Annotated in this window: 23 protein-coding genes; 16 read left to right on the forward strand and 7 right to left on the reverse strand. The window is 39.3% G+C overall.

The genetic code is table 11. The features are described 5' to 3' along the window. Positions 1–2: 2 nt before the first annotated feature. Positions 3–959 carry a nucleoside hydrolase gene (locus LG307_RS07850; RefSeq protein ID WP_404449559.1) on the forward strand — a complete coding sequence of 319 codons (957 nt, stop codon included), beginning with the start codon at positions 3–5 and terminating at the stop codon, positions 957–959. A 121-nt stretch (positions 960–1,080) separates the two neighbouring features. Next, entirely contained in the window at positions 1,081–1,425 is a 345-nt protein-coding gene (locus tag LG307_RS07855) for a TIGR04104 family putative zinc finger protein (protein WP_404449560.1), read from the forward strand. A 40-nt stretch (positions 1,426–1,465) separates the two neighbouring features. On the opposite strand, the gene LG307_RS07860 is transcribed toward LG307_RS07855, so the two are convergent. Beyond that, positions 1,466–1,621, reverse strand: a complete 156-nt coding sequence (locus LG307_RS07860) for a hypothetical protein (RefSeq protein WP_404449562.1) — start codon at positions 1,619–1,621, stop codon at positions 1,466–1,468. A 290-nt stretch (positions 1,622–1,911) separates the two neighbouring features. On the opposite strand from LG307_RS07860, the gene LG307_RS07865 reads away from it, so the two are divergent. The 7 genes from LG307_RS07865 to LG307_RS07895 all read left to right on the forward strand — a co-directional run bounded on the left by LG307_RS07865 (position 1,912) and on the right by LG307_RS07895 (position 6,836). Continuing rightward, complete coding sequence (locus LG307_RS07865) at positions 1,912–2,691, forward strand: hypothetical protein (RefSeq protein WP_404449563.1); 780 nt, start codon at positions 1,912–1,914, stop codon at positions 2,689–2,691. Then, positions 2,688–3,065 carry a GntR family transcriptional regulator gene (locus tag LG307_RS07870; RefSeq protein ID WP_404449564.1) on the forward strand — a complete coding sequence of 126 codons (378 nt, stop codon included), beginning with the start codon at positions 2,688–2,690 and terminating at the stop codon, positions 3,063–3,065. Before LG307_RS07865 ends, LG307_RS07870 begins: the two co-directional genes overlap by 4 nt. Further along, the gene (locus tag LG307_RS07875; RefSeq protein WP_404449565.1) at positions 3,062–3,754 is read left to right on the forward strand and encodes an ABC transporter ATP-binding protein; all 693 of its coding nucleotides are present in this window, start codon (positions 3,062–3,064) and stop codon (positions 3,752–3,754) included. Before LG307_RS07870 ends, LG307_RS07875 begins: the two co-directional genes overlap by 4 nt. 13 nt (positions 3,755–3,767) lie before the next feature. After that, a complete protein-coding gene (locus LG307_RS07880) occupies positions 3,768–4,541 on the forward strand; it encodes a hypothetical protein (RefSeq protein ID WP_404449566.1) in 774 nt (257 codons plus the stop codon). A 14-nt stretch (positions 4,542–4,555) separates the two neighbouring features. Then, entirely contained in the window at positions 4,556–5,473 is a 918-nt protein-coding gene (locus tag LG307_RS07885) for an ABC transporter ATP-binding protein (RefSeq protein WP_404449567.1), read from the forward strand. Positions 5,474–5,475: 2 nt separating this feature from the next. After that, positions 5,476–6,441, forward strand: coding sequence for an ABC transporter permease (locus LG307_RS07890; protein ID WP_404449568.1), 966 nt, complete (start codon positions 5,476–5,478; stop codon positions 6,439–6,441). Between the two features lie 140 nt (positions 6,442–6,581). Continuing rightward, positions 6,582–6,836, forward strand: coding sequence for a hypothetical protein (locus tag LG307_RS07895; RefSeq protein ID WP_404449569.1), 255 nt, complete (start codon positions 6,582–6,584; stop codon positions 6,834–6,836). Positions 6,837–6,943: 107 nt separating this feature from the next. On the opposite strand, the gene LG307_RS07900 is transcribed toward LG307_RS07895, so the two are convergent. The 3 genes from LG307_RS07900 to LG307_RS07910 form a co-directional block, all read right to left on the reverse strand. Then, positions 6,944–7,399 carry a DUF2269 family protein gene (locus LG307_RS07900; RefSeq protein ID WP_404449570.1) on the reverse strand — a complete coding sequence of 152 codons (456 nt, stop codon included), beginning with the start codon at positions 7,397–7,399 and terminating at the stop codon, positions 6,944–6,946. Positions 7,400–7,474: 75 nt separating this feature from the next. Then, a complete protein-coding gene (gene argS / locus LG307_RS07905) occupies positions 7,475–9,160 on the reverse strand; it encodes an arginine--tRNA ligase (protein ID WP_404449571.1) in 1,686 nt (561 codons plus the stop codon). Between the two features lie 294 nt (positions 9,161–9,454). Continuing rightward, positions 9,455–9,658: an aspartyl-phosphate phosphatase Spo0E family protein gene (locus tag LG307_RS07910; protein WP_404449572.1), complete on the reverse strand. Its 204-nt coding sequence runs from the start codon at positions 9,656–9,658 to the stop codon at positions 9,455–9,457. A 238-nt stretch (positions 9,659–9,896) separates the two neighbouring features. On the opposite strand from LG307_RS07910, the gene LG307_RS07915 reads away from it, so the two are divergent. Then, the gene (locus LG307_RS07915; protein WP_404449573.1) at positions 9,897–10,184 is read left to right on the forward strand and encodes a hypothetical protein; all 288 of its coding nucleotides are present in this window, start codon (positions 9,897–9,899) and stop codon (positions 10,182–10,184) included. Positions 10,185–10,186: 2 nt separating this feature from the next. Here LG307_RS07915 and LG307_RS07920 read toward each other — a convergent pair whose 3' ends face one another. From LG307_RS07920 to LG307_RS07930, 3 genes are all read right to left on the reverse strand, one after another. Further along, a complete protein-coding gene (locus tag LG307_RS07920) occupies positions 10,187–10,999 on the reverse strand; it encodes an alpha/beta fold hydrolase (RefSeq protein ID WP_404449574.1) in 813 nt (270 codons plus the stop codon). Between the two features lie 4 nt (positions 11,000–11,003). Beyond that, positions 11,004–11,477, reverse strand: a complete 474-nt coding sequence (locus LG307_RS07925; protein ID WP_404449575.1) for a hypothetical protein — start codon at positions 11,475–11,477, stop codon at positions 11,004–11,006. 182 nt (positions 11,478–11,659) lie between these two features. Continuing rightward, positions 11,660–11,752: a YjcZ family sporulation protein gene (locus tag LG307_RS07930; protein ID WP_404449576.1), complete on the reverse strand. Its 93-nt coding sequence runs from the start codon at positions 11,750–11,752 to the stop codon at positions 11,660–11,662. 173 nt (positions 11,753–11,925) lie between these two features. Here LG307_RS07930 and LG307_RS07935 point away from each other — a divergent pair, with 173 nt between their 5' ends. The 6 genes from LG307_RS07935 (at position 11,926) to LG307_RS07960 (ending at position 20,134) form a co-directional block, all read left to right on the forward strand. Then, a complete protein-coding gene (locus LG307_RS07935) occupies positions 11,926–12,822 on the forward strand; it encodes a manganese catalase family protein (protein ID WP_404449577.1) in 897 nt (298 codons plus the stop codon). 325 nt (positions 12,823–13,147) lie between these two features. Continuing rightward, complete coding sequence (locus tag LG307_RS07940) at positions 13,148–14,179, forward strand: LysM peptidoglycan-binding domain-containing protein (RefSeq protein WP_404449578.1); 1,032 nt, start codon at positions 13,148–13,150, stop codon at positions 14,177–14,179. A 487-nt stretch (positions 14,180–14,666) separates the two neighbouring features. Next, positions 14,667–16,790 (forward strand): hypothetical protein, encoded by a 2,124-nt coding sequence (locus tag LG307_RS07945; protein ID WP_404449579.1) that lies wholly within the window; start codon positions 14,667–14,669, stop codon positions 16,788–16,790. Further along, complete coding sequence (locus tag LG307_RS07950; protein WP_404449580.1) at positions 16,790–18,847, forward strand: hypothetical protein; 2,058 nt, start codon at positions 16,790–16,792, stop codon at positions 18,845–18,847. The genes LG307_RS07945 and LG307_RS07950 overlap by 1 nt, the downstream gene beginning before the upstream one ends. Before the next feature lie 97 nt (positions 18,848–18,944). Further along, positions 18,945–19,247 carry an ArsR/SmtB family transcription factor gene (locus tag LG307_RS07955; RefSeq protein ID WP_404449582.1) on the forward strand — a complete coding sequence of 101 codons (303 nt, stop codon included), beginning with the start codon at positions 18,945–18,947 and terminating at the stop codon, positions 19,245–19,247. Between the two features lie 101 nt (positions 19,248–19,348). Continuing rightward, complete coding sequence (locus tag LG307_RS07960; RefSeq protein ID WP_404449583.1) at positions 19,349–20,134, forward strand: SDR family oxidoreductase; 786 nt, start codon at positions 19,349–19,351, stop codon at positions 20,132–20,134. The last annotated feature ends 37 nt before the right edge of the window (positions 20,135–20,171 follow it).

Genomic DNA, 20,171 nt, shown 5'->3' on the forward strand with positions numbered 1-20,171 from the left:
AAATGCCTCAAAAGATTCTTTTGTATTGCGACCCTGGAATTGATGACTCTTTGGCCATTATTTATGCCTTATTGAACCCTGAAATTGAATTGGTCGGTATTGTAACAAGCTATGGAAATGTCGATCAAGAACAGGCAACGCAAAATGTCGCCTATCTTCTAGAACTAGGGGGCAAAAAGGACATTGTATTAATTGGTGGTGCGAAAACAGCATTATCTGGCGAGTTTACTCCCTATTATCCGGAAATTCATGGGGAAGAAGGTTTGGGACCTATTAAACCACCTTCCACCATAAAAGGGGAGCTTCTGAATTTTGATGCGGTTTTCAAACTGATTGAGAAATATGGAGAAGACTTGATAATAGTGGATGTCGGGAGGTCTACGTCTCTTGCTATTTCCTTTAATCTTGCTGGTGCCGAAACCATGAATACAGTTAAGGGGTTTTATTTAATGGGAGGAGCCTTTCTTACTCCTGGCAATGTAACGGCAGGGGCAGAGGCTAATTTCTATGGAGATCCTATCGCAGCAGGTATTGTGATGGATAAAGTAGAAAATGGTGTTCTTTATCCGTTGAATGTCACGAAGGATGCCATAATCACACCTGAGATGATAGATGATATAAGTTCAGAACAAAACAACCCTTACCAAAATCTCATCAAAGATATATTTGATTATTACTTCGAAGCTTACCAAAAGCTTATCCCTGGGATAGAAGGAAGTCCTTTGCATGATGTCATGACATTATTTGCAGTCACAACGCCGCAAGCTTTTAAGTACGTCGAAAAAGAAGTGAAAGTAGGATTGGATGAAGGTAATTTAAGGGGGGTTAGCATCGCTGACTTCCGTCCAAAACCAGAGGAAAAAGGTAACAAAGTGACCATTGCGCTTGAAGTGAATTCAATGAGTTTCGCTGAAAATTTCGTGAAGGTCATGTCCTCTCCTATGTCAAAAGGTGATTGATTGTCCAGTCCGGTGCACGAATGTGTGTGCTGGATCTTTTTTATATATTTTGCAACTATTCCTTTGGCGTTGCTTTTGATATGATGAAATGTAAGAGCAATAGTAAGGAGGGGTCGATTACATGTCATTTCACCAATGTCCAAACTGTCAAGAAGAAGTAAAATATAAAACCAAGTTAACCTCTGTCTTTTTCGGGTATCGCCCTATTAAGTGCGAAGGGTGCGAAACCGTTTATGAAGTAGATGAAAAATTCCGTTTCATCCTATCTCTTTATACAGTGCTAATACCGATTCTTATTGCTTATATGCTAAGTGCGATGATGGGGGTCTTACATACTAGATGGAGCCAAGTGTTTATCGTGCTAGTCTTTGGCTCAGCCGGTGTGTTTTATGCGGCAACCAAAGTGCGTTATAAGAAATCAAAACTACAGCCGATAGAGGAAAAAAAAGACGAAAAGGTTAAATAAAAAACGAGAAGGATTTCGACTCCTTCTCGTTTTTTATTTTTTACACCTTATCCAGTACCCAAATCAGGAAGGCAGCCACAATGACCAGTGAAATAGCATGAAGTACAAAAGATCCGACAAAATCTTTTAAGAGAATTAAATAGTGGAATTGACTTTTCTTATTGTTACGAACAATTCTTCTCGCTCTTGTATCCATCACTTCACTCCTAAACACATGAAGAAATTTGTAAGTATATTATACAAAATATTCTAAAAAATAATAAGTGATTAAGTAGAAATTTGTAAAAAAAACTAAATATATGTACACCAGTGTCATTTTACCACACTTGCGAAGTGAGGGTATTTATTTTATCGGAATAACAATGGAGAAGTTTAACATAAATTCTTATCATCACTTGTTGTAAAATAATTGAAAAAATGGTTGACGTTCTAACTTGTCTTAGTGTACTATCTAACTAGAACACTACAACAGAAAGGGGAGTTTTAATGAAAACCAGAGCTTTTAGAGGGTTGATGAGGAAAGAATGGCTTTTGTCAAAAAACACATTTATCTTCCTTACATGTTTCAAGCTGTTTATCTGGGCGGTTGTATTGGGTGGATGTTTGTTAACCAATAACTATGAATTTCTATTCATTGCGACGACTATGATTGTTGGTATTCATGTGATATATATCACCATGATGGTTGGGTCGGGGCTAAGCATAGAAGAAAAGTCGCAAATGTGGCTGCATAATCCACGTTCAATAAACATGATTTTGGGGAGTAAGATTCTGACAGGGATGATCCTTCAACTAATTAGTTTATTAGTGGCTTTTCTGTTATTGGGGATTACGGTGATTTTCTTTCGTAGTTCAATTGAACACTTCTTAACGGTAGGATCTATTATTCAAATGAGCGTCCAATTAACATTTAGTGGATTGGAACTCGCAATTTTCTACACGTTTTATTGGACGGTATATCATTCAATGGGGAAATTCTATTATCTGGCGAAGTTTAAAGTGGTTCTTTTTACATTATTTATCATTGCAAGCTTCACGTTGATTTTACTTATAGAAAAGCAGTTGTTGGCAGGGCTGCACTCGATTTTACCTGTTCCGATTGAAATGACCCAATTCATGAATGTCTATATAGAAGAAGATGGTCTTTCTATTCAGTCTGGTGCAGAAAAGATTTCATTGGCAGGCATCCTTATTTCCTCCATAAAAATTATGGTTCTTTATTTTCTATCAAGCTTGCTCCTAAATAAGGTGGTGGAAGTAAAATGACAGCAAAATACGATGCGGATAAACCGATATATCTGCAGATCATCGATCGGATTAGTAAAGAAATTGTTCGCGGTGAGCTTAAGCCCGGGGATAAACTTCCTTCCGTCCGGGAAATGGCAATCCAGTCAGGTGTAAATCCGAATACCATTCAAAGAACTTACAGTGAAATGGAGAGGATGGAAATCGTGGTAACCAAGAGGGGTCAAGGGACTTTTGTTACAGAGGATGAGGGGATGCTGCTGAGGTTGAAAAAAGGCATGGAAACCAGAGTCGTAGAAAGCTTTGTCCACAGCATGAGGGAGATCGGTGCTTCAGAGAAAGAGATACTTGAAAGTGTGGAAAGATTTTTGGAGAAGGGGGAGAATCGGAAATGATTGAATTCATACAGGTGAGTAAAAAATACGGCAAAGAAATTGCAGTGGAAAATGGGGATCTGTCCTTTGAAAAGGGAAAAATAATTGGATTGCTCGGTCCTAACGGAAGTGGAAAATCCACCAGTCTAAAAATGATTGCCGGTTTAGTCAGACCTGATAAAGGTAAGGTGACGGTGGATGGCGAGATAGCCAACCGCCAGATTGCAAGAAAGGTAGCTTATATGACAGAACTTGATGTGTTTTATGAGGCCTTATCGGTAGAAGATATGGTGAGGTTCTATTCATCCCAATTTGGAGATTTCGACAAGGAGAAAGCGGAAGAACTTTTGAAGTTCATGAAGCTGGACCCATCCAAAAAGATAAAAGCATTGTCCAAAGGAAATAGGGGACGGCTTAAGCTTGTGCTGGCACTGGCTAGAAAGGCTGACTATATTTTGTTAGATGAGCCGTTTTCAGGGTTGGATCCTATGGTGAGAGATTCAATTGTAAAGGGACTTTTGACCTTTTTGGATTTTGGTAAACAGACCATCATCATTGCCACTCATGAAATAGATGAAATCGAATCACTGCTAGATGAAGTGGTGTTAATAAAAAATGGAAACTTTATTGCTCATCAAAACGTAGAACAGATTAGGGAATCGGATGGGCTGTCGGTTAAAGACTGGATGATTGCAAATTTACAGGAATAGGAGGGGAGAAGGAATGGGCTATTACACGGGATTGTTATCAAAGGAATGGAAGATTTCACTGAAAAGCCAATGGCAGAATCATTTATTTATCTTGATCTTCTGGATAGTCGGGGTTGGTGTGTCGCTTAGTATCACCGAACCAAGTGTCGCGGTTGCCATCAGTCTGACCATCATAAGCATCCATATTTTTTATATGGGTACAGACATGGTAATGAACCTTGTAAGGGAGCAAAAATTAAGAATGTGGCTGTATAATCCGAATCCTGTTCGTTCTCTTATTTCTAGTAAATTAGTAATTTCGTTGATTAATTGCCTAATTTCTATATCTTTTGCGATTGTGTTTTATACCATATCCATCTTTATTAGTGGGGAACCTTTCCTTCAAGGAAACACCCTTATTGGTGCAATGTCCTTGATATGGTCCATACTGGGCGTGGGTGTATACCTATGTGTTTGGGCGGTCTACTTCTGGTCCCAATATGCATCAGCAAGAGGGAAACGTTATGAGGTGATAAGGGCAATCCAAAGTGGGTTTATAGCTTATATGGCTTTTCAAGTACACAAAGGGTTCATCCAAAGTACAGGGTTTGACAGTTTAAAGGAGATTGGTAGTTTTCCAGCTGTATCTGTTGGTACTAAAGTTACGGAATCCGCTGATGGATTTCAGGAAATATCAATGGGTGTCACAATGGCCGAATTTTCCTTTGGGTTAGTAGCAGTATTTTTACTTATAAGTATGTTATTGTTTTTTCTGACTGTCAGGAACGTGAAAAAAATAGAGATTTAAAGGAGCTGTAATGCATGAATGAAGTGGCAATAAAGCTTACAAATGTATGTAAAGATATTGGAAGTAAAGAAATCATCAAGGATGTTTCCTTTGAAGTGTATAAAGGAGAAGTGTTCGGTTTTCTTGGACCCAATGGCGCCGGGAAAACGACTACTATCCGAATGATGGTCGGATTGATGAATATTACTTCAGGGGATATTCACATCGACGGAGCAAGCATCAAGACTGACTTTGAGAAGGCGGTCCGCCAAGTCGGGGCAATCGTCGAGAATCCGGAAATGTATAAGTTTTTGACGGGATATCAGAACTTGAAACAATATGCCAGAATGATGCCTGGGATAACACCGGAACGACTAGATGAAGTAATAGAATTGGTCGGATTAACCGGAAGGATCCGTGAGAAGGTGAAAACTTATTCTTTGGGGATGAGGCAGCGTTTAGGAATAGCGCAGGCCTTATTACATAAACCGAAAGTGTTAATTCTTGACGAGCCAACGAACGGGTTGGATCCTGCGGGTATTCGTGAGATTCGAGATTATTTGCGCAGTCTTGCCAGGGAAGAAGGAATGGCTATTGTTGTTTCAAGTCATCTTTTATCCGAAATGGAACTGATGTGTGATAGAGTCGGTATCATCCAAAAGGGTGAACTGATTGATATACAAAGTATAAGAGACTTTATAAACGACGGCGGAAAAACACTGTATCAGCTGGAATGTGAGCCGGTGGAAGAGGTGATGGCATTGATGGGTGAAATGGAGATGCCTCATAATCTTGCAGAAGGCAAACTGCAGGCGGAGATGGATCGTGAAGCTGTTCCTATGTTTATTAAAAGCTTGGTAGAACGTGAAATTGCTGTCTTTGAAGTGAAAGAAGTAACGAAAACCCTAGAAGATAAATTCTTAGAAAAAACGTCACAGGAGCGAGGTGTCTAACAATGAAAAATTTAATTCAAAATGAACTGATTAAATGGTTTAGAAGGCCAAGCTTTTATGTGATGAGTGCCATATTAGTATTGTTGTCCGCAGTTGGAGTCGTTTTTACCATCATGATGGGGTCCATGCTTGATGATGCGAGAAGTGAAGGCGGTGCCAACGGCCAAGAGCTTAGCTGGGAAGAATCTATCGAACAAGAGAATCAGTTTCTGGAAATGTCAATCGAAGAGTCAGAGGAAGGGGATAGACGCAATCTAGAGCGACAGTTGGCAATAAATGAGCACCGTTTGGAAAATGATATGGAACCGGTAACTGGGAATACAGTTTGGACATACATGGATGAGAACCTCGGGTTGACGAGTCTAGTGACCCTTTTTGTTGTCATTATTGCCGGTGGCATGATCGCGAGTGAATTTACTTGGGGGACCATCAAACTCTTAATGATCAGACCGATAAGCAGAAGTAAGATTCTGCTGGCAAAATACATCAGTGTGCTAGTGTTCATGGTCATTTTTTATACCATTCTTTTTGTAAGTACATTTGTAACGGGTGCTATTGCTTTTGGTTTTGATAGTACACCATCCCTGTTGTATGCTGGAGGTGAAGTGTTGGAGGTTCATCCGTTCTTATACCTAATCTTGAAACTGGCATTAAGCAGCTTAGGAGTAATCATGTTCGCTACCATCGCCTTCATGATATCCAGTGTATTTAGGAATAACTCGCTTGCAATCGGGATTTCGCTATTTCTTTTATTTACTGGGACTCAAATAACATCGCTAATAAGCATGAAGTTTGAATGGGCCAAGTACTCTCCTTTTGCCAACATTCATTTTGAAGCATTGCTTGAAGGAGTTCCCGTTGTATCAGGTGTTAGTTTCGGATTTTCAGCCGTTATGTTTCTAATTTATTTTGTGTTGTTGCACGTGGTGAGTTTCTTGACATTTGTGAAGCGGGATATTGCGGCATAATTTTTTTAGCGGAATGAAATGGTTTGACATGAAATAGAGAACAGTTATAATGCTGTATTTCACCTATAGATGTGGTATTAAAACTATAAGCCCCTTTGCCTGTAATTTCGACCTATCCTTTATACAAGTAGGTGATGTTGATGGAACTGGTGAACATATCGTATATGAAAAAAGGGCAGATACAAGGGTTTTTTGATAAGTTTCCGCACTCTAAGGTGCTTTTCTCTCCCATCCGGAAGTATTATTTTGTCTCCTATGTGTATTGGGATGAACGTGATCCGGTAGTCTCAGAAGACGATTTGGAGAAAATGGAAATGCTTTTTAACAGTTATATGGGGAGAGAGGCATTTTATCGAAGAAGGAAAGGAGCGGATACTGGAGTGGGAGGTGCCTGAGATTTAGGGCGCCTTTTTTTTTGATAAATTCGCTTAATCAATATAGGCCAACACCTCCGCCTAAAAATGCCCAATAACTTTCAGCTGCAAAGGAGATGACCTATAGATCAAGATGGTTTAATGATCATCAAGATAAAGATGAGAAACCCCAGAATGCAGGCTAACCAATAGAGATTACCGACTTTGTGGAGAGCGGCGTCCTGCTGGGTCGGCAGTTGGGTAGAAGCTCTGTTTTCAGGGTGCAGCAACCAACGTTGAAGTTCACTAAGGGTGGGCGAGATAAATCCAATCACAATGACTTGGATGGAGAGATAAATAACAAGGGAACCAAAAAGCCAAACTTGGAGAATAGAACCATAGTTGCCAAAGAGAACAAGCAGTATCCCTGTTATCACAGCAAGTGTTCCGCCAATCTTCGGAAAGTAGTCGAGTTTGTGTTGTAAAAGGACGTTGTGTCGAAGGTCTGAGATGGTTTGATGTTTTCTAAGAAGTACATTTCCAAAAAATGTGGGACCAATTCCGATAACGGCAACTAAGACATGAATCAGTACAAGCCATTTCATAGGCATCCCCCCGTATAATTAATATTACAATATATGAGAGGGATGCGGGATTCATGTTCTTAATGCCGATTTCCCCTACATTTCTTGAGGTGCCTGGATACCTAATAAGCGCAGTGACTCTTTTATGACAATTGAAGTAGCGGATACCAACGCAAGTCTAGCATCTTTTTCAGCGTCTTCTTCAAGGAACTTAACATGGCCATACCAACTGTTAAATGCTTGGCACACATCTATAATATGCTTGGCAACCAATGAGGGATCGTAGCCAATATTTGCCTTTGCAACAATTTCGGGAAACTCTTGAAGAAGCTTAGTCACTTCCCAAGAATAACTATCTCCTATACCATTTTTAATTTCATGAGGAGTCCAGTTGCCCTTTTTTAAAATCGAGTTAGCTCGTGCATACGTGTATTGAACATATGGTCCCGTTTCTCCTTCAAACTTCAACATATCTTCCAGTGAAAATTCCACTGAGTTCACACGGTAATTTTTTAAATCATGGAAAATGACGGCTCCGACACCAACCTGGCGGGCAACTTCACCCTTATCATGAAGATTGGGGTTTTTGGTTTCTATATTTTTCTCTGCTAGTTGAATCGCTTCCTGCAACACTTCCTCTAATAAAACGATCTTGCCTTTCCGGGTCGACATTTTCTTGCCATCTTTCAAAAGGAGACCGAATGAAATGTGATGCATTTCTGTTGCCCAATCAAAGCCTGCTTTTTTCAGTACTTCCTTCACTTGTTGAAAATGGATGGATTGCTCCTGTCCCACTACATATAGTGATTTTGAGAATTGATAAGCCTCTTTTCTATAAACTGCTGCTGCAAGGTCCCGAGTTGCATAAAGGGTAGCGCCATCCGATTTTTTTATCAAACAAGGAGGAAGCGAAGGGTCATCAAGTTCCACTACTTGAGCACCATCCGATTCCTTTAACAATTCTTGTTTTTCCAGCATTTTTACGACGGAATCCATCTTATCGTTATAAAATGCCTCTCCGTGATAAGAATCAAATGTGACGCCAAGAAGCTCGTATATTTTATTAAATTCTTTTAAGGATTCTTCCCTGAACCATTTCCATAAGGATACTGCTTGTTCATTTCCTTCTTCGAGTTGCTTGAACCATCTGCGTCCTTCATCATTCAGACGGGTTTGAACTGCTGCTTCTTCATGAAATTTGACATAAAGTTTTAACAGTTCTGGAATGGGATTTAGACGGATTTTTTCTTCTTCTCCCCATTTTAAATAGGCGGCAATCAACTTGCCGAATTGTGTGCCCCAATCTCCTAGATAATTTATTCGTACTGTCTCATACCCGCATTTTTCCAATATGTTGGCAGTGGCACTTCCAATCACCGTGGATCGAAGATGTCCCATTGAAAAAGGTTTGGCGATATTTGGAGAAGACAGATCCAGAACAATCGTTTCTTTATTCCCAATGTTCTGCGTGCCATATTGTGCTTTTTCTTGCAGGATTTTTTGAACGACCATTTGTTGGATAAGATCCTTTTTGAAAAAAATATTAACATAAGGACCGACAGCCTCTGTTTTTTCAATCAGGGAACTACTTAGTTTTGTTGCAATGTCAGCTGCTAGAAGGGGAGGGGCGGTTCTTTTAATTTTAGCTAATTCGAAACACGGGAAAGCCAGGTCGCCGTGTTGGGCATGCTTCGGCTTTTCTAGAAGATTGGTTATCTTAATTAATTGGATATCAGGTATAACATTATGAAGTGTTTCTGCTGCAAGATCAGTCAGTTTCAATTAAATCGTCTCCTTTGAAAAAAAATAAAAAAGCCCGCCTCTTCAAATATTTGAAGAGACGAGCTTGGTTTCATTTGCCCGCGGTACCACTCTAATTGCTTTTCCATTGTAAAATAGAAAAGCCACTTATCATCGGTATAGGTGATGTGCCCGTTTCATTTCAAAAGTGCGCTTCGTTCCATAGACTTCCATCAGGCTTGCACCGTCCCTGATTCGCTTTGGTTTGCCATCTATAGACTACTCTCTTTTTCATCAATGAATTTTTATAAAAGTTTGATGTAATTATACTCAATTTTAGGAATGATGCAACTGCTTTTTAGTATGAAGGTTAATTGATTTAGGAAGTTGTTTTTCAAGATGCGGAGGAATAAAGACATTTAACATTTCATCAAGCTCTTGACTTAGCCTAACGGTTTCAACAGATGTTAGTCCGGTTTTAATGGCAGTCTTCATCATTTGGTCACGCTTTTTCTCTACGACAAGTTCTACGAGTCTCATCTTTATCACTCCCTCTTCACAATTTCCTATATTATAGACGAAAAAACTTTGTAAGAAAATAGGTTATGTGTAAAAAGTAGGTATTATCGTGAAAAACCTGTGACTTGTTTTGTCGAAGAGGAGGAATTGTCCAATTATCATAGAATAGTATAAGCAAAGGTTGAAGTTGATGTTGAAGCATGCTTTATTGCTTTGTCTCATATCTATAAACAAAATGAACCTATAGGAGGAGTGCATCATGAATCAGAAGGTAGAAGCCGTGGAGAAGATGAATGTCTATGCTAAAGAGTTGGTGAAAATGATCGTAAAAGACGGGAATTCACTCCAAGATGAAAAGCTTCGTATCGCTTTTGAAAATGTTGTGCGAGCGATGGTAGATATGACAAACATCCAATTGGACAAAGAAAAAGATGTAAATGACACGTTAAAGACTACGTTAAGCCGAATGAAAATCGCTCATAATTGCATAAATCCAAACTCCGTTCATTCTGCTCATAATGGAAACAAATCCACTACCATCTCATAGTTCTAATCTGGGGAGTTGATGGACTCCCTTTCGCTTTTTATCACACCTTGATTTTCAATGAATTTTTCGATAATTCTATTTAGCACGCTGGAATGTTTAGTAGGTAGTTGATGTCTGGCCCCACCGATATAGATGACGTTGGTGTTGCGATGGAGTGTCATAAATTTATACTGATAATGATGAATATAATAATCCTTTTGACCATATATGAGTAAAATAGGACATGTAATAGTTTGAAGGTTATTTGTACAATTGTAGGAAAGCCCTTCTACATACATTTGATAAAGTACGTTTGCATCTGTACGCAAGAAATAGTTGGACATTTCCTTTTCGAATTCTTTGGAAAAGGCATGCGCTTTTGCAATTACATTTGCTAGCAGATGTATCATGTTCATTTTAGATCCGATTATACCCAGAAGAAACTCGCTTTTTAACAAGAACGAATCTACCTCAGAAAACGCTCCGATTAATAATAGCCCCTCTACTAATTCAGGGTATTTTATTGCAGTTTCCATCGCAATGGAGCCTCCGTTTGAATAGCCACATATGAACACCTTCTCTATATTTAACTGTTGACATACATCGTATAGGTCATTAGCTAAAAGTGAGAACTTTATGGGTGCATTTCCTTTGTCACTTTTCCCATTTCCTCTCAAGTCTACATAGAGTAGGCGAAAATCTGTGGACAAGGGGAGTTGCTGTTTGAACGTAACATGACCCATTCCAGGTGGATGGATAAATAATATGGTAATAGGTCCTTTACCAATTAAACGGTAAAAAATCTTTGTATTATCTCTTGTATAAACATACCCCAAATCCTCACCCTCCTTGGACTTCCTCTTTGGTGAAAAATAGCAATATTGCCCGCACCAGAAAACCAACAGCCAGTCCCGGAATAACAAATAACATGGGCATCCACACAGGACCTACAATCAAGCCAAATAGTTTTATTCTTCCTGATAACATGAGACCTACAGTAACAAAATAAGCACAGCTTACGAAAGGAAGAAAGGAATAGGGAGATTTACCGCCACCTGAATCTTTAAAAGCATCCCACATCGCAAAAAAATACAAACAAGGATAGAACATGAGCCATAAATAATTCGCTTCTGTTATTGCCCTGTCAATTTCTCCATTAAAGCTATACATAATAATGGAATTGAAATTGGCTTGGACATTAATTAAGAACTCCAAGAAGATGAAGGTCAATCCTTTAATATATCTCTTGTTGAGTAATTGGCCAAATCCAGGAAGCGCAATGCTCCATAGCAATCGTTCAAGGGGATTGTTCATATAAGGACCCTGTATAAGTATGTATGTCCATATGTTGATAGGTCTTTTCTTGCATATAGATTCCTCCAGCCATTACTCTCTCCTTAGCTTGACCTATCACTTCTGAATTATGTTCATTCTAAGCATATTTCCATATGTAAAAAAACGCAGGGAGTTTGCATCCTGCGTTTTTTTGTATAGGTTTAATATATATAAGCCGCTCCGATGATGATAAGAAGAATAAATAAGATGATGAAAAGTGTGAAGCCTGCTCCACAACCCGAGTCCTTGCCCATTTATACATCTCTCCTTTTGACGTTGATACCATACCTTATGATATAAACACCCAAAGTGTATAGGCGAATGTCCCGTATGTCTGATAAAAGCCTCTTTTTGGTTATAGGACAATTCCCCAAAATCATACAAGTAAATAGAGCCTTTTTGATTGGTTAGAGGAGGGTGAGAGAAGATGTTCTGTCGTTCAAATCAATTGTTAATCCCATTGCCTAAACCGAAAAATCCAGATCCCAATGGGGCAGCGGCTGTTCAAGAACTTCTTGGCGGGAAGTTTGGTGAAATGTCCACACTCAATAACTATTTGTTTCAATCCTTTAATTTTCGCAATAAAAAGAAGTTGAAACCATTTTTCGACTTGGTGGCAAGCATTACAGCAGAAGAACTGGGTCATGTGGAGCTGGTAACCACGACGATAAACCTGATGCTTGAAGGTGTTACATATCCTGCTCCACCGGATGCAACGCCGTTAAGAGACACGAAAGATTTCCGCAACACGTATCACTATATTGCGAATGCTCAAACGGCATTACCCGGTGACTCCATGGGCAGGGCGTGGACAGGTGATAATGTCTTTAACAGTGGCAATTTAGTGTTGGATTTGCTGCATAACTTTTTTCTGGAGTGTGGGGCAAGAACCCATAAGATGAGGGTTTATCAGATGACAGACAACCCGGTGGCCAGGGAAATGATTGGCTATCTCCTTGTTCGGGGAGGGGTGCATGTTATCGCATATGCAAAAGCCTTGGAAATTGCAACTGGGGTGGACATTACCAAGCTCGTTCCTATCCCAAGCTTGGAGAACAAAGCGTTTGAAACAACAAGGAAATTTGAAGCAGAAGGGGTGCATAGAAAACTTTATACTTTCAGTCCGAGTGATTATAAAGATGTAGCCATGATCTGGAAAGGAAGTCATCCAGAAGACGGAGGAAGGCTTGAGGTTATACAAGGATCTCCACCTGGTGCACCAATGCCGGACCTGCAAAGCGTTCCAGAAGAATTCGCACCGGGAATCTCCCAACAAGATTTCATGGAAATCGCCAAAAGACTCCAAAGATCTGCCGGGATATAACAAAATAAATAAGTAAAAACCAAGTTGATTGTAGTGGAAGGCGCGCAGACTCCTGTGGGAGGAGGGACTAGTGAGACCCCGCAACGAAGTGAGGAGGCTCACGGACCGCCCACTGGAAAGCGAAGCGCCTGTAACGAAAATCAACAGTTAAAAAGATAACCATACACAAAGCATTCCTAAATTTGAGCTTGTAGAGACTTTTGTCCTACAAGCTTTTTGTCGTTTTAAAGCTAAATACGAAGAAAAATTTATATTATTGTTGAAAAATTCGTGCTACTATACAACTATACATAGAAAAGTGAACGAAGAGGAGAATAGAACAATTATGAAAAAGAAAGTAATAGCAGGTGCTCTTGTAACTTCCATCATGTTTTCTGGACAAGCTTACGCTTCAGATTATGTCGTAAAATCGGGTGACTCTTTATGGAAGATAGCTAATAGCAATCAGGTTTCCGTCAATAATATCAAGTCATGGAATAACCTAAGTAGCGACCTTATTTTTCCTGGTCAAAAAATAGTGATTAAAGCTAGCGGATCCTCCACTGCCCAACCAGCGCCATCACCGGCACCAAGCCAACCTACATCTATTACTTATACGATAAAATCCGGAGATTCTTTGTCTGTCATTGCAAGGGCACATCAAACGACCCTAGACAATCTACTAAAGCTAAATCCCTCCATTAAAGACGTTAACAGAATTTATGTAGGACAAAAAGTAAATGTAACTGCACCAAGTAATTCAACACCGAGCCAGCCTGTCGCTCCTACTCCTAGTCCAACCAAGCCGGAGCAGCCTAAAGCTAATACATACATAATTAAAAGTGGGGACAACCTTTCCTCAGTTGCAAGTAGACATGGTGTAACCCTAAATGCCCTGCTGATTGCCAATCCGTCGATTAAAGATGCAAACCGCATTTCTATCGGCCAAGTGATCAATATCCCTGGAAGTGCATCTAGCAGTCCAAGTACTGACTTATCTTGGGAAGCAAAAGCAGATGCAATCATTGAAACAGGAAAAAAATATCTGGGTGCGAAATATTTGTATGGTGCCTCCACCAACAGAACCGATGCATTTGACTGTTCTTCCTATACGGTTAAAGTCTTTTCTGAAAACGGCATCAACCTGCCGAGAACTTCCGCGCAACAAGCGAATGTTGGCAAGGAGATATCATTGAGTGAAATTCGTAAAGGGGACTTGGTATTTTTTGATACAGATGGAGACGGTATCATTAACCATGTTTCAATTGTAACGGATTCTAACACGCTCCTACATGCTGCAACAAACACAGGCGTTGCTTTCACTTCTTATAATACCTATTGGAAACCTAGGGCGGTAAAAGCTGTTCGAGTTTTATAAGATAAATATGTTTTACAAGAAAAAAGAGATGGCTCGGATGCATCTCTTTTTTTCGTGGCCTTTTTTCTTCTCCTCCTCAAGACTTAGTATCATTCAGTATAAAGCTGGAAATGACTGTAGGTAAAAGAATGAAAGAAAACCATTCTGCAGTATGTTATCGAAAATAGCGCAAAAATCTATACTAAGAGTGAGAACAAAACAAAGGAATGATGGAGGATGAAAACAATGTTAACATTATTATTCGGAAGAAAAAACGAGGACTTGGCAAAAAGGCACGAAGCGTCGATGGATGAAAAAAGATTAGAAATATACCTGAAAAGTGATATTGTTCGAAGATTCTAAAGGGAGCTGCTGTAAATCGGTGGCTTCTTTTTTTATGGAGAAAAATGCCCGGTTAATACATTCATTTTTCTGAAAACTATTCATCTTAAATGGTATAATAGTGGAAATGGGAGACAAAAGATACATAAAAAGGGTGAAAAATGATTTGAATGAAGAGCATCTTGAAATCCAAGAAATAATAGCAGGTAACAAAGATACATACCATCAGATAATAGATCGCTATAAAGACAAGCTGTTTGCCATTGCCTATCATATGTCTGCTACCGAAGAAGAAGCAGAAAAATTGATAGAACAGGGCTTTATAATGGTTTATCAAAACCTTTTATATTACGATGATTCCTTCTTTTTTTCTGATTGGCTTTACGAACAATTCATTCCAATACTTGGGGTGAAAAAAGAACAAGCGCAACAGGCCAAACTGCCTTTCCACAATCCGCATTATATTGAAATGGAAGAAGCAATGCATTCCTTGGCATACGAAGCAAAATTTCAATTTGTACTGATTAACTTGTTGGATTTAACACCTGATAAACTATCCATGTTGATTGGTACAGACAAGGAACAATTAGAAAAGAATTATTCCCACTCCTTAAAACATATTCGTCGCTCCACTTCAACAAATGATTTCCGACATGGAGGGGAGGATTGCCCAAGTGTAGAAGAGCTTTTCCTCCATTTTGATGGAACGTCAAGCTGTGAACAGGAACAAAGGTTTCATGATCATTTAGAGTTTTGTCCTGGATGCAGAGAAATATTACAGTCGCTAAAGCAGGAAGAATCAACAATGAAGAAAGTGTTGGAATACCCGAAACTGGATGAATCATTTAACGATCAAGTATTGAATAAAATTATCCCCTTTGTTCCTGAAAAACCAAAGCACCGCACATGGAAATACCAACTAAGTGTTTTAGGTGTACTTGCTGGGATCTTTTTATTCAGTGTGTTTATTATACCAGCTATTAAGCCGCTAGCTTCCATAGTTTCCAGTTATATGGAACACGGAACCATTTATAATGTTTGGACAGAAGGTACATACGCAGTAACTGATAAAGAAATCACTTTAGAAGTCACAAAAGTGGAAATCGATTCTCTTTATATGGCTGTTTACTATGAGATTAGCAGAGAAGGAGAAGAAGCATCAGAGACATTTCCTTTTGAAGATGTTGATTTTTATAGCTACAATCCCTTTCAATTTGTGGATGAATACGGTAAACAGTATCCCATTGAGGCGACGGTTCCTGAACATATTCGTATTGCTAGAAGAGTAGACGATGGAGAGAGAAAAGAAAGACCATATTATCTTATTAAGATGCCAGAAGAGTTACCTGACGAGTTCAGCTTGAAAATAAACTTTTCCAAGCTACAAGGGCAATATGGCAAGTGGAACCTTGAAATTCCGATCAGGTATGACAAAGTGGTAGACACTGCTGTGACTGTGGCATTGGATAAAGAAATGAACATTGCCGGTAAAATCGACGTGGAGTTAATTGATGCTACCTATAGTAAAAACGGAAGCAGATTAAGGTATAATGTCAACCACACTAAAGAAGAGGAAGAAAGATTAATAGAGCTTCTGAAAAAACATGATCAGGAATATAGGATGCAGGAAATTATTCAAGGGCGTCATGTCGGAGTCCATGTAACAACGGAAGATGAAGAGTTTGTATTACCAAACATCTTTATGTCTGACATGATGAACATGGAACAAAATGAACAGGTGGAAACATATTATTCGCATTATTATATGGATATTCAGCACCATCAACTTCAGGGAAAGCTTGAAAATCCGATGGATGAACTTTATTTGCAAATAATGGGGGTTTCTTACCAGGAGCCGGCATTCTTTTCTATGGAAGTTCCACTTAAAGAGACAGATACTACGGCTTTGGAAGGTACTATCAATAGTTATAAATTATTGGATTACACAATTACCCCTGTCAAAGACGGATTAGGGGAAATTTATAAGTATACTTTAATTATTAATGGAGAAAATCAAGAAAGCGGAATGAACGGGGACATTGCTTGGAATCTTTCCGATGAATCTGGTAATTACATCCCGACAGGAGGCTGGTATCATCACGAAGATATGCAAAAAGAAGGTCCAAAAAGATTGCTTCATGTTGAGGTTACTCCAAATGAAGATCTAGGTGAATTTCCCGAGACATTGGTGATAAAAGCGGACTATATCTATACGCATTACAATGATTTAGATGGCCAAAAGTTCCCTCTGTTTAACGAAGAGGAGAACAACGAGAGTGAGTCAGACTGATGGATGAAAAGAGCTATGTTGAAAAAGTGCTGGCTGGTGATTTGCAAGCTTTTGAATCAATAATTGATAAATATAAGAACAGCGTTTATAGAATGGCGTGTTGGTTATCGGGTAGGGAGGAGCTTGCAGAAAAGCTTACAAACGACTTTTTTGTAATGTTGTATGAACATCTATCAAACTACCAAGATAATGAACTGTTCTCATTTTGGTTGTATCAAGAGTTATTTTTCTTTTTGAAAGAGTTGCCGGAATCCGGGAATGAAGAAGGCTTTGTATTTAGGAGCCTATATAACCATTCACATCATATACAAATGCAGGAGGATGTTCTATCTTTATCAAAGGAAACGAGGATACCTCTATTGACATCCTATTTGCTTATAGATTTGAATGAGACCCAAAAAGCGGTTATTTCTGATAATAGTTTTGAAGAATATCACGCGTATCTTTTGGAAGCAAAAAAAAGGATTCGGCAGAGCTTCATTGTTCAAAGTGTGAACAATACAGAAGCGTGTTTGAGAGTAGAAGAACTAATTGACTATCATGGCGAAAAACTTGAGACCCCTGAAAAGATTCGCATGGGCGACCACCTTGAATTTTGTCCGGATTGTAGAGATTTGCTTCAATTATTAGAGAGGGAAGAGGGCATATTGCAGCATGTGCTTTTAGCTCCGTCATTGAATGGGAATTTTAAAGTAAGGGTCCTAGAACAATTGACACCATATAAAGTCAAGAAGCCGAAACAACGGACGATGGCCTATCAATTCGGGGTTATTGGCGTGATGATTGCTGTCATTGTCGGTGGGATTGTTGTTGTTCCAACTGTACTCCCTTGGGCGAAAATGGCAAGTAACTATCTAATCCATGGCAGTTTTTATAATGTATGGGCAGAAGGAACGTATACGGCAAAAGACAATGATATTACGCTTGAAATAACGGGCCTAGATGTAGATCGCTTGCATATGGTGGTTCACTATGATGTATCAAGTAAAGAAATGGGTGTTGGGGCTGGTGGAGTTGACAGGTTTACCGTTTATGCCAAAGATGAAAATGGTAAAACACATGCGATGGAGGCTGCTTCCGCAAAAGATAATCTTATGGAAAATAATAAAGATTTTGAGGATAGTGAAGAAGGCGCAAGTTTTTATGTAAGAGCTCTTAATGAAGATGCCCTGCCGGACAAATTCACCCTTTTCTTCCAATTTCATATGTTGAACAGCAGAGGGGGGGATTGGAAGGTCGAGATTCCGATAGAATATGATAAAGCAATGGAAGAAGTAGAAGTAGTTGAATTAAATGAAATATTAGTCATAGAGGATAAAATTGAAGTGGAAATTCTCAACTTGGAAAAGGGGAAATACGGAAGCAGGCTGAACTATGATGTGAGGCTAAAGGAAGAGGAAATGGAGAGAATTGAAACTAACTTAAAACGGACAAATCAGAAATTCGACCAGCATTATTTCATGAGTTATCACGATGTGTTTGCCTCCGTGCAGCTTGTCAATAATGAAGAGGATTACCTTGTTCCAATTGGTTACCCATCTTCCAATAATGTTGGCCCCCTCTATCAGATTGATTTTTCAAATCTATATGCTGATCAGGACTTCATGGAACCAAAAGGGATTGCTACAGCGGATGAAGCGCTATTTGCAGAGATTAAAGCAATCTTTTATTATGAGCCAGGCTTTTACTCTCTTACCATCCCTTTAGAAGAAACAGCAAAGCAACCGCTGGATATTGATTTGGATGGATACACATTGGACGAGCTTTCTGTAAAAAGACAAGAAGGGGAACCCACCAACGTGGTTTTATCAGGAAAACGAACACAGGATTATAAAGTGCGTACGTTCCATTGGGAGTTTTTTGATGAAAACGGGCAACGATTGAATGTGTATAACACGCCTGACTTTGATTGGTATGATCGTCAAAGTGTGAATAGTGAATTTGAATTGATTAATGTAGAGGTAGATTCAGATGAGACGCAACTGATGATACAAGCCACTCAAATCTCCAATGATTACATTTTTGATCCAAAAGAACATAGAATTCCACTAGATTAGCTTAATTAATGATAGAGTTCTCGTCTGCATGTGCCACTTGCATTATTTTCTTGGTATAATAAGAAAAAGATGAAGAGGACGATGAAGGAGTATTTATATGAATGAAAAAGCGATTCAAACATTCCGGGATTGTATTCCGTTATTCCAAGTGCTGGCAGATGAAGCAAGGCAAGACATCATCTTGCTCTTGGCAGAAAAAGAATCATTGACAGTAACGGAGATTGCAGAAGCATCTAGACTTTCAAGGCCGGCCATTTCCCACCACCTGAAAATATTACGTGATAATAAACTGGTGAAAATTGAGCAAAAAGGGACACAACGAATTTATTCTCTGAGTTTGGAACCTTCTGTTGCCATGCTTAAGGACTTGATTGGAATAGTGGAGAGTGAGTGTTTATAGTTTAGCGGAAGCAGCCATCAGAGTATGGCTGTTTTTTCGTTACAACACAAATTGTAAACGGTATAATAAAAGTAATCATAGAAGGAAAGGCGTGTTATTTGATGGAGATGAATCTTAAAGGTAAAACGGCTCTTGTTTTGGCTTCTAGCCAAGGTCTTGGAAAGGCAATTGCCTCTGCTCTCATTGATGAAGGAGTAAATGTGGTTCTTGCCAGCAGAAATGAAGAAAAGTTAGTTTTTGTGCAGCGTGAACTAATGGATAAAGAAGGTGGCAAGGCTTCCTATATACAAACGGATATTACAGAGCCTTCTCAAATTAAACGTGCCGTTCAATATGCGGTAGATACATATGGTTCACTTGATATTTTAATCAACAACGCCGGGGGTCCCCCTGCCGGTTCATTTGAACAGATTACAGATGAACAATGGCAGCAGGCTTTTGAATTGAATCTATTAAGCTATATCAGAACGATACGGGAAGCACTTCCCCACCTCAAGAAAAATGGAGGGAAAATTATCAATATCGCATCCTCATCCATCAAGGAACCTATTCCAGGACTACTGCTATCCAATACCTTCCGAACTGGAATCGTTGGGCTGACCAAGACGCTTGCTAGTGAGCTTGCAGGTGATAATATATTGATTAATACTGTCGCACCTGGAAGAATTGCCACAGACAGAGTGGCATTTTTGGATGAAGTGAATGCAGAGAAACTAGGCATCACAAAATCAGAAATGGAAGAGAAGGTAAAGGTTGGCATACCGCTTGGTCGTTACGGTGAGCCGGAGGAATTTGCAAAAGTGGTGACATTTCTGGTGTCCGATGCTAACAGCTATATGACGGGGAGTTCGTTTCTAGTGGATGGGGGCATGGTCAAATCTATTTAAAGTAAGGTTGGTTGCTAGAGTGGAGAGAAGGGAAGCT

Source organism: Sutcliffiella horikoshii (assembly GCF_044809035.1).
Classification (GTDB): domain Bacteria; phylum Bacillota; class Bacilli; order Bacillales; family Bacillaceae_I; genus Sutcliffiella_A; species Sutcliffiella_A horikoshii_G.

Bases quoted from the DNA above. Each gene is read 5' to 3' on its own strand.
- LG307_RS07850 (WP_404449559.1), top strand. From the start codon at position 3: ATGCCTCAAAAGATTCTTTTGTATTGCGACCCTGGAATTGATGACTCT.
- LG307_RS07855 (WP_404449560.1), top strand. From the start codon at position 1,081: ATGTCATTTCACCAATGTCCAAACTGTCAAGAAGAAGTAAAATATAAA.
- LG307_RS07860 (WP_404449562.1), bottom strand. From the start codon at position 1,621: ATGGATACAAGAGCGAGAAGAATTGTTCGTAACAATAAGAAAAGTCAA.
- LG307_RS07865 (WP_404449563.1), top strand. From the start codon at position 1,912: ATGAAAACCAGAGCTTTTAGAGGGTTGATGAGGAAAGAATGGCTTTTG.
- LG307_RS07870 (WP_404449564.1), top strand. From the start codon at position 2,688: ATGACAGCAAAATACGATGCGGATAAACCGATATATCTGCAGATCATC.
- LG307_RS07875 (WP_404449565.1), top strand. From the start codon at position 3,062: ATGATTGAATTCATACAGGTGAGTAAAAAATACGGCAAAGAAATTGCA.
- LG307_RS07880 (WP_404449566.1), top strand. From the start codon at position 3,768: ATGGGCTATTACACGGGATTGTTATCAAAGGAATGGAAGATTTCACTG.
- LG307_RS07885 (WP_404449567.1), top strand. From the start codon at position 4,556: ATGAATGAAGTGGCAATAAAGCTTACAAATGTATGTAAAGATATTGGA.
- LG307_RS07890 (WP_404449568.1), top strand. From the start codon at position 5,476: ATGAAAAATTTAATTCAAAATGAACTGATTAAATGGTTTAGAAGGCCA.
- LG307_RS07895 (WP_404449569.1), top strand. From the start codon at position 6,582: ATGGAACTGGTGAACATATCGTATATGAAAAAAGGGCAGATACAAGGG.
- LG307_RS07900 (WP_404449570.1), bottom strand. From the start codon at position 7,399: ATGAAATGGCTTGTACTGATTCATGTCTTAGTTGCCGTTATCGGAATT.
- LG307_RS07910 (WP_404449572.1), bottom strand. From the start codon at position 9,658: ATGAGACTCGTAGAACTTGTCGTAGAGAAAAAGCGTGACCAAATGATG.
- LG307_RS07915 (WP_404449573.1), top strand. From the start codon at position 9,897: ATGAATCAGAAGGTAGAAGCCGTGGAGAAGATGAATGTCTATGCTAAA.
- LG307_RS07925 (WP_404449575.1), bottom strand. From the start codon at position 11,477: ATGAACAATCCCCTTGAACGATTGCTATGGAGCATTGCGCTTCCTGGA.
- LG307_RS07930 (WP_404449576.1), bottom strand. From the start codon at position 11,752: ATGGGCAAGGACTCGGGTTGTGGAGCAGGCTTCACACTTTTCATCATC.
- LG307_RS07935 (WP_404449577.1), top strand. From the start codon at position 11,926: ATGTTCTGTCGTTCAAATCAATTGTTAATCCCATTGCCTAAACCGAAA.
- LG307_RS07940 (WP_404449578.1), top strand. From the start codon at position 13,148: ATGAAAAAGAAAGTAATAGCAGGTGCTCTTGTAACTTCCATCATGTTT.
- LG307_RS07950 (WP_404449580.1), top strand. From the start codon at position 16,790: ATGGATGAAAAGAGCTATGTTGAAAAAGTGCTGGCTGGTGATTTGCAA.
- LG307_RS07955 (WP_404449582.1), top strand. From the start codon at position 18,945: ATGAATGAAAAAGCGATTCAAACATTCCGGGATTGTATTCCGTTATTC.
- LG307_RS07960 (WP_404449583.1), top strand. From the start codon at position 19,349: ATGGAGATGAATCTTAAAGGTAAAACGGCTCTTGTTTTGGCTTCTAGC.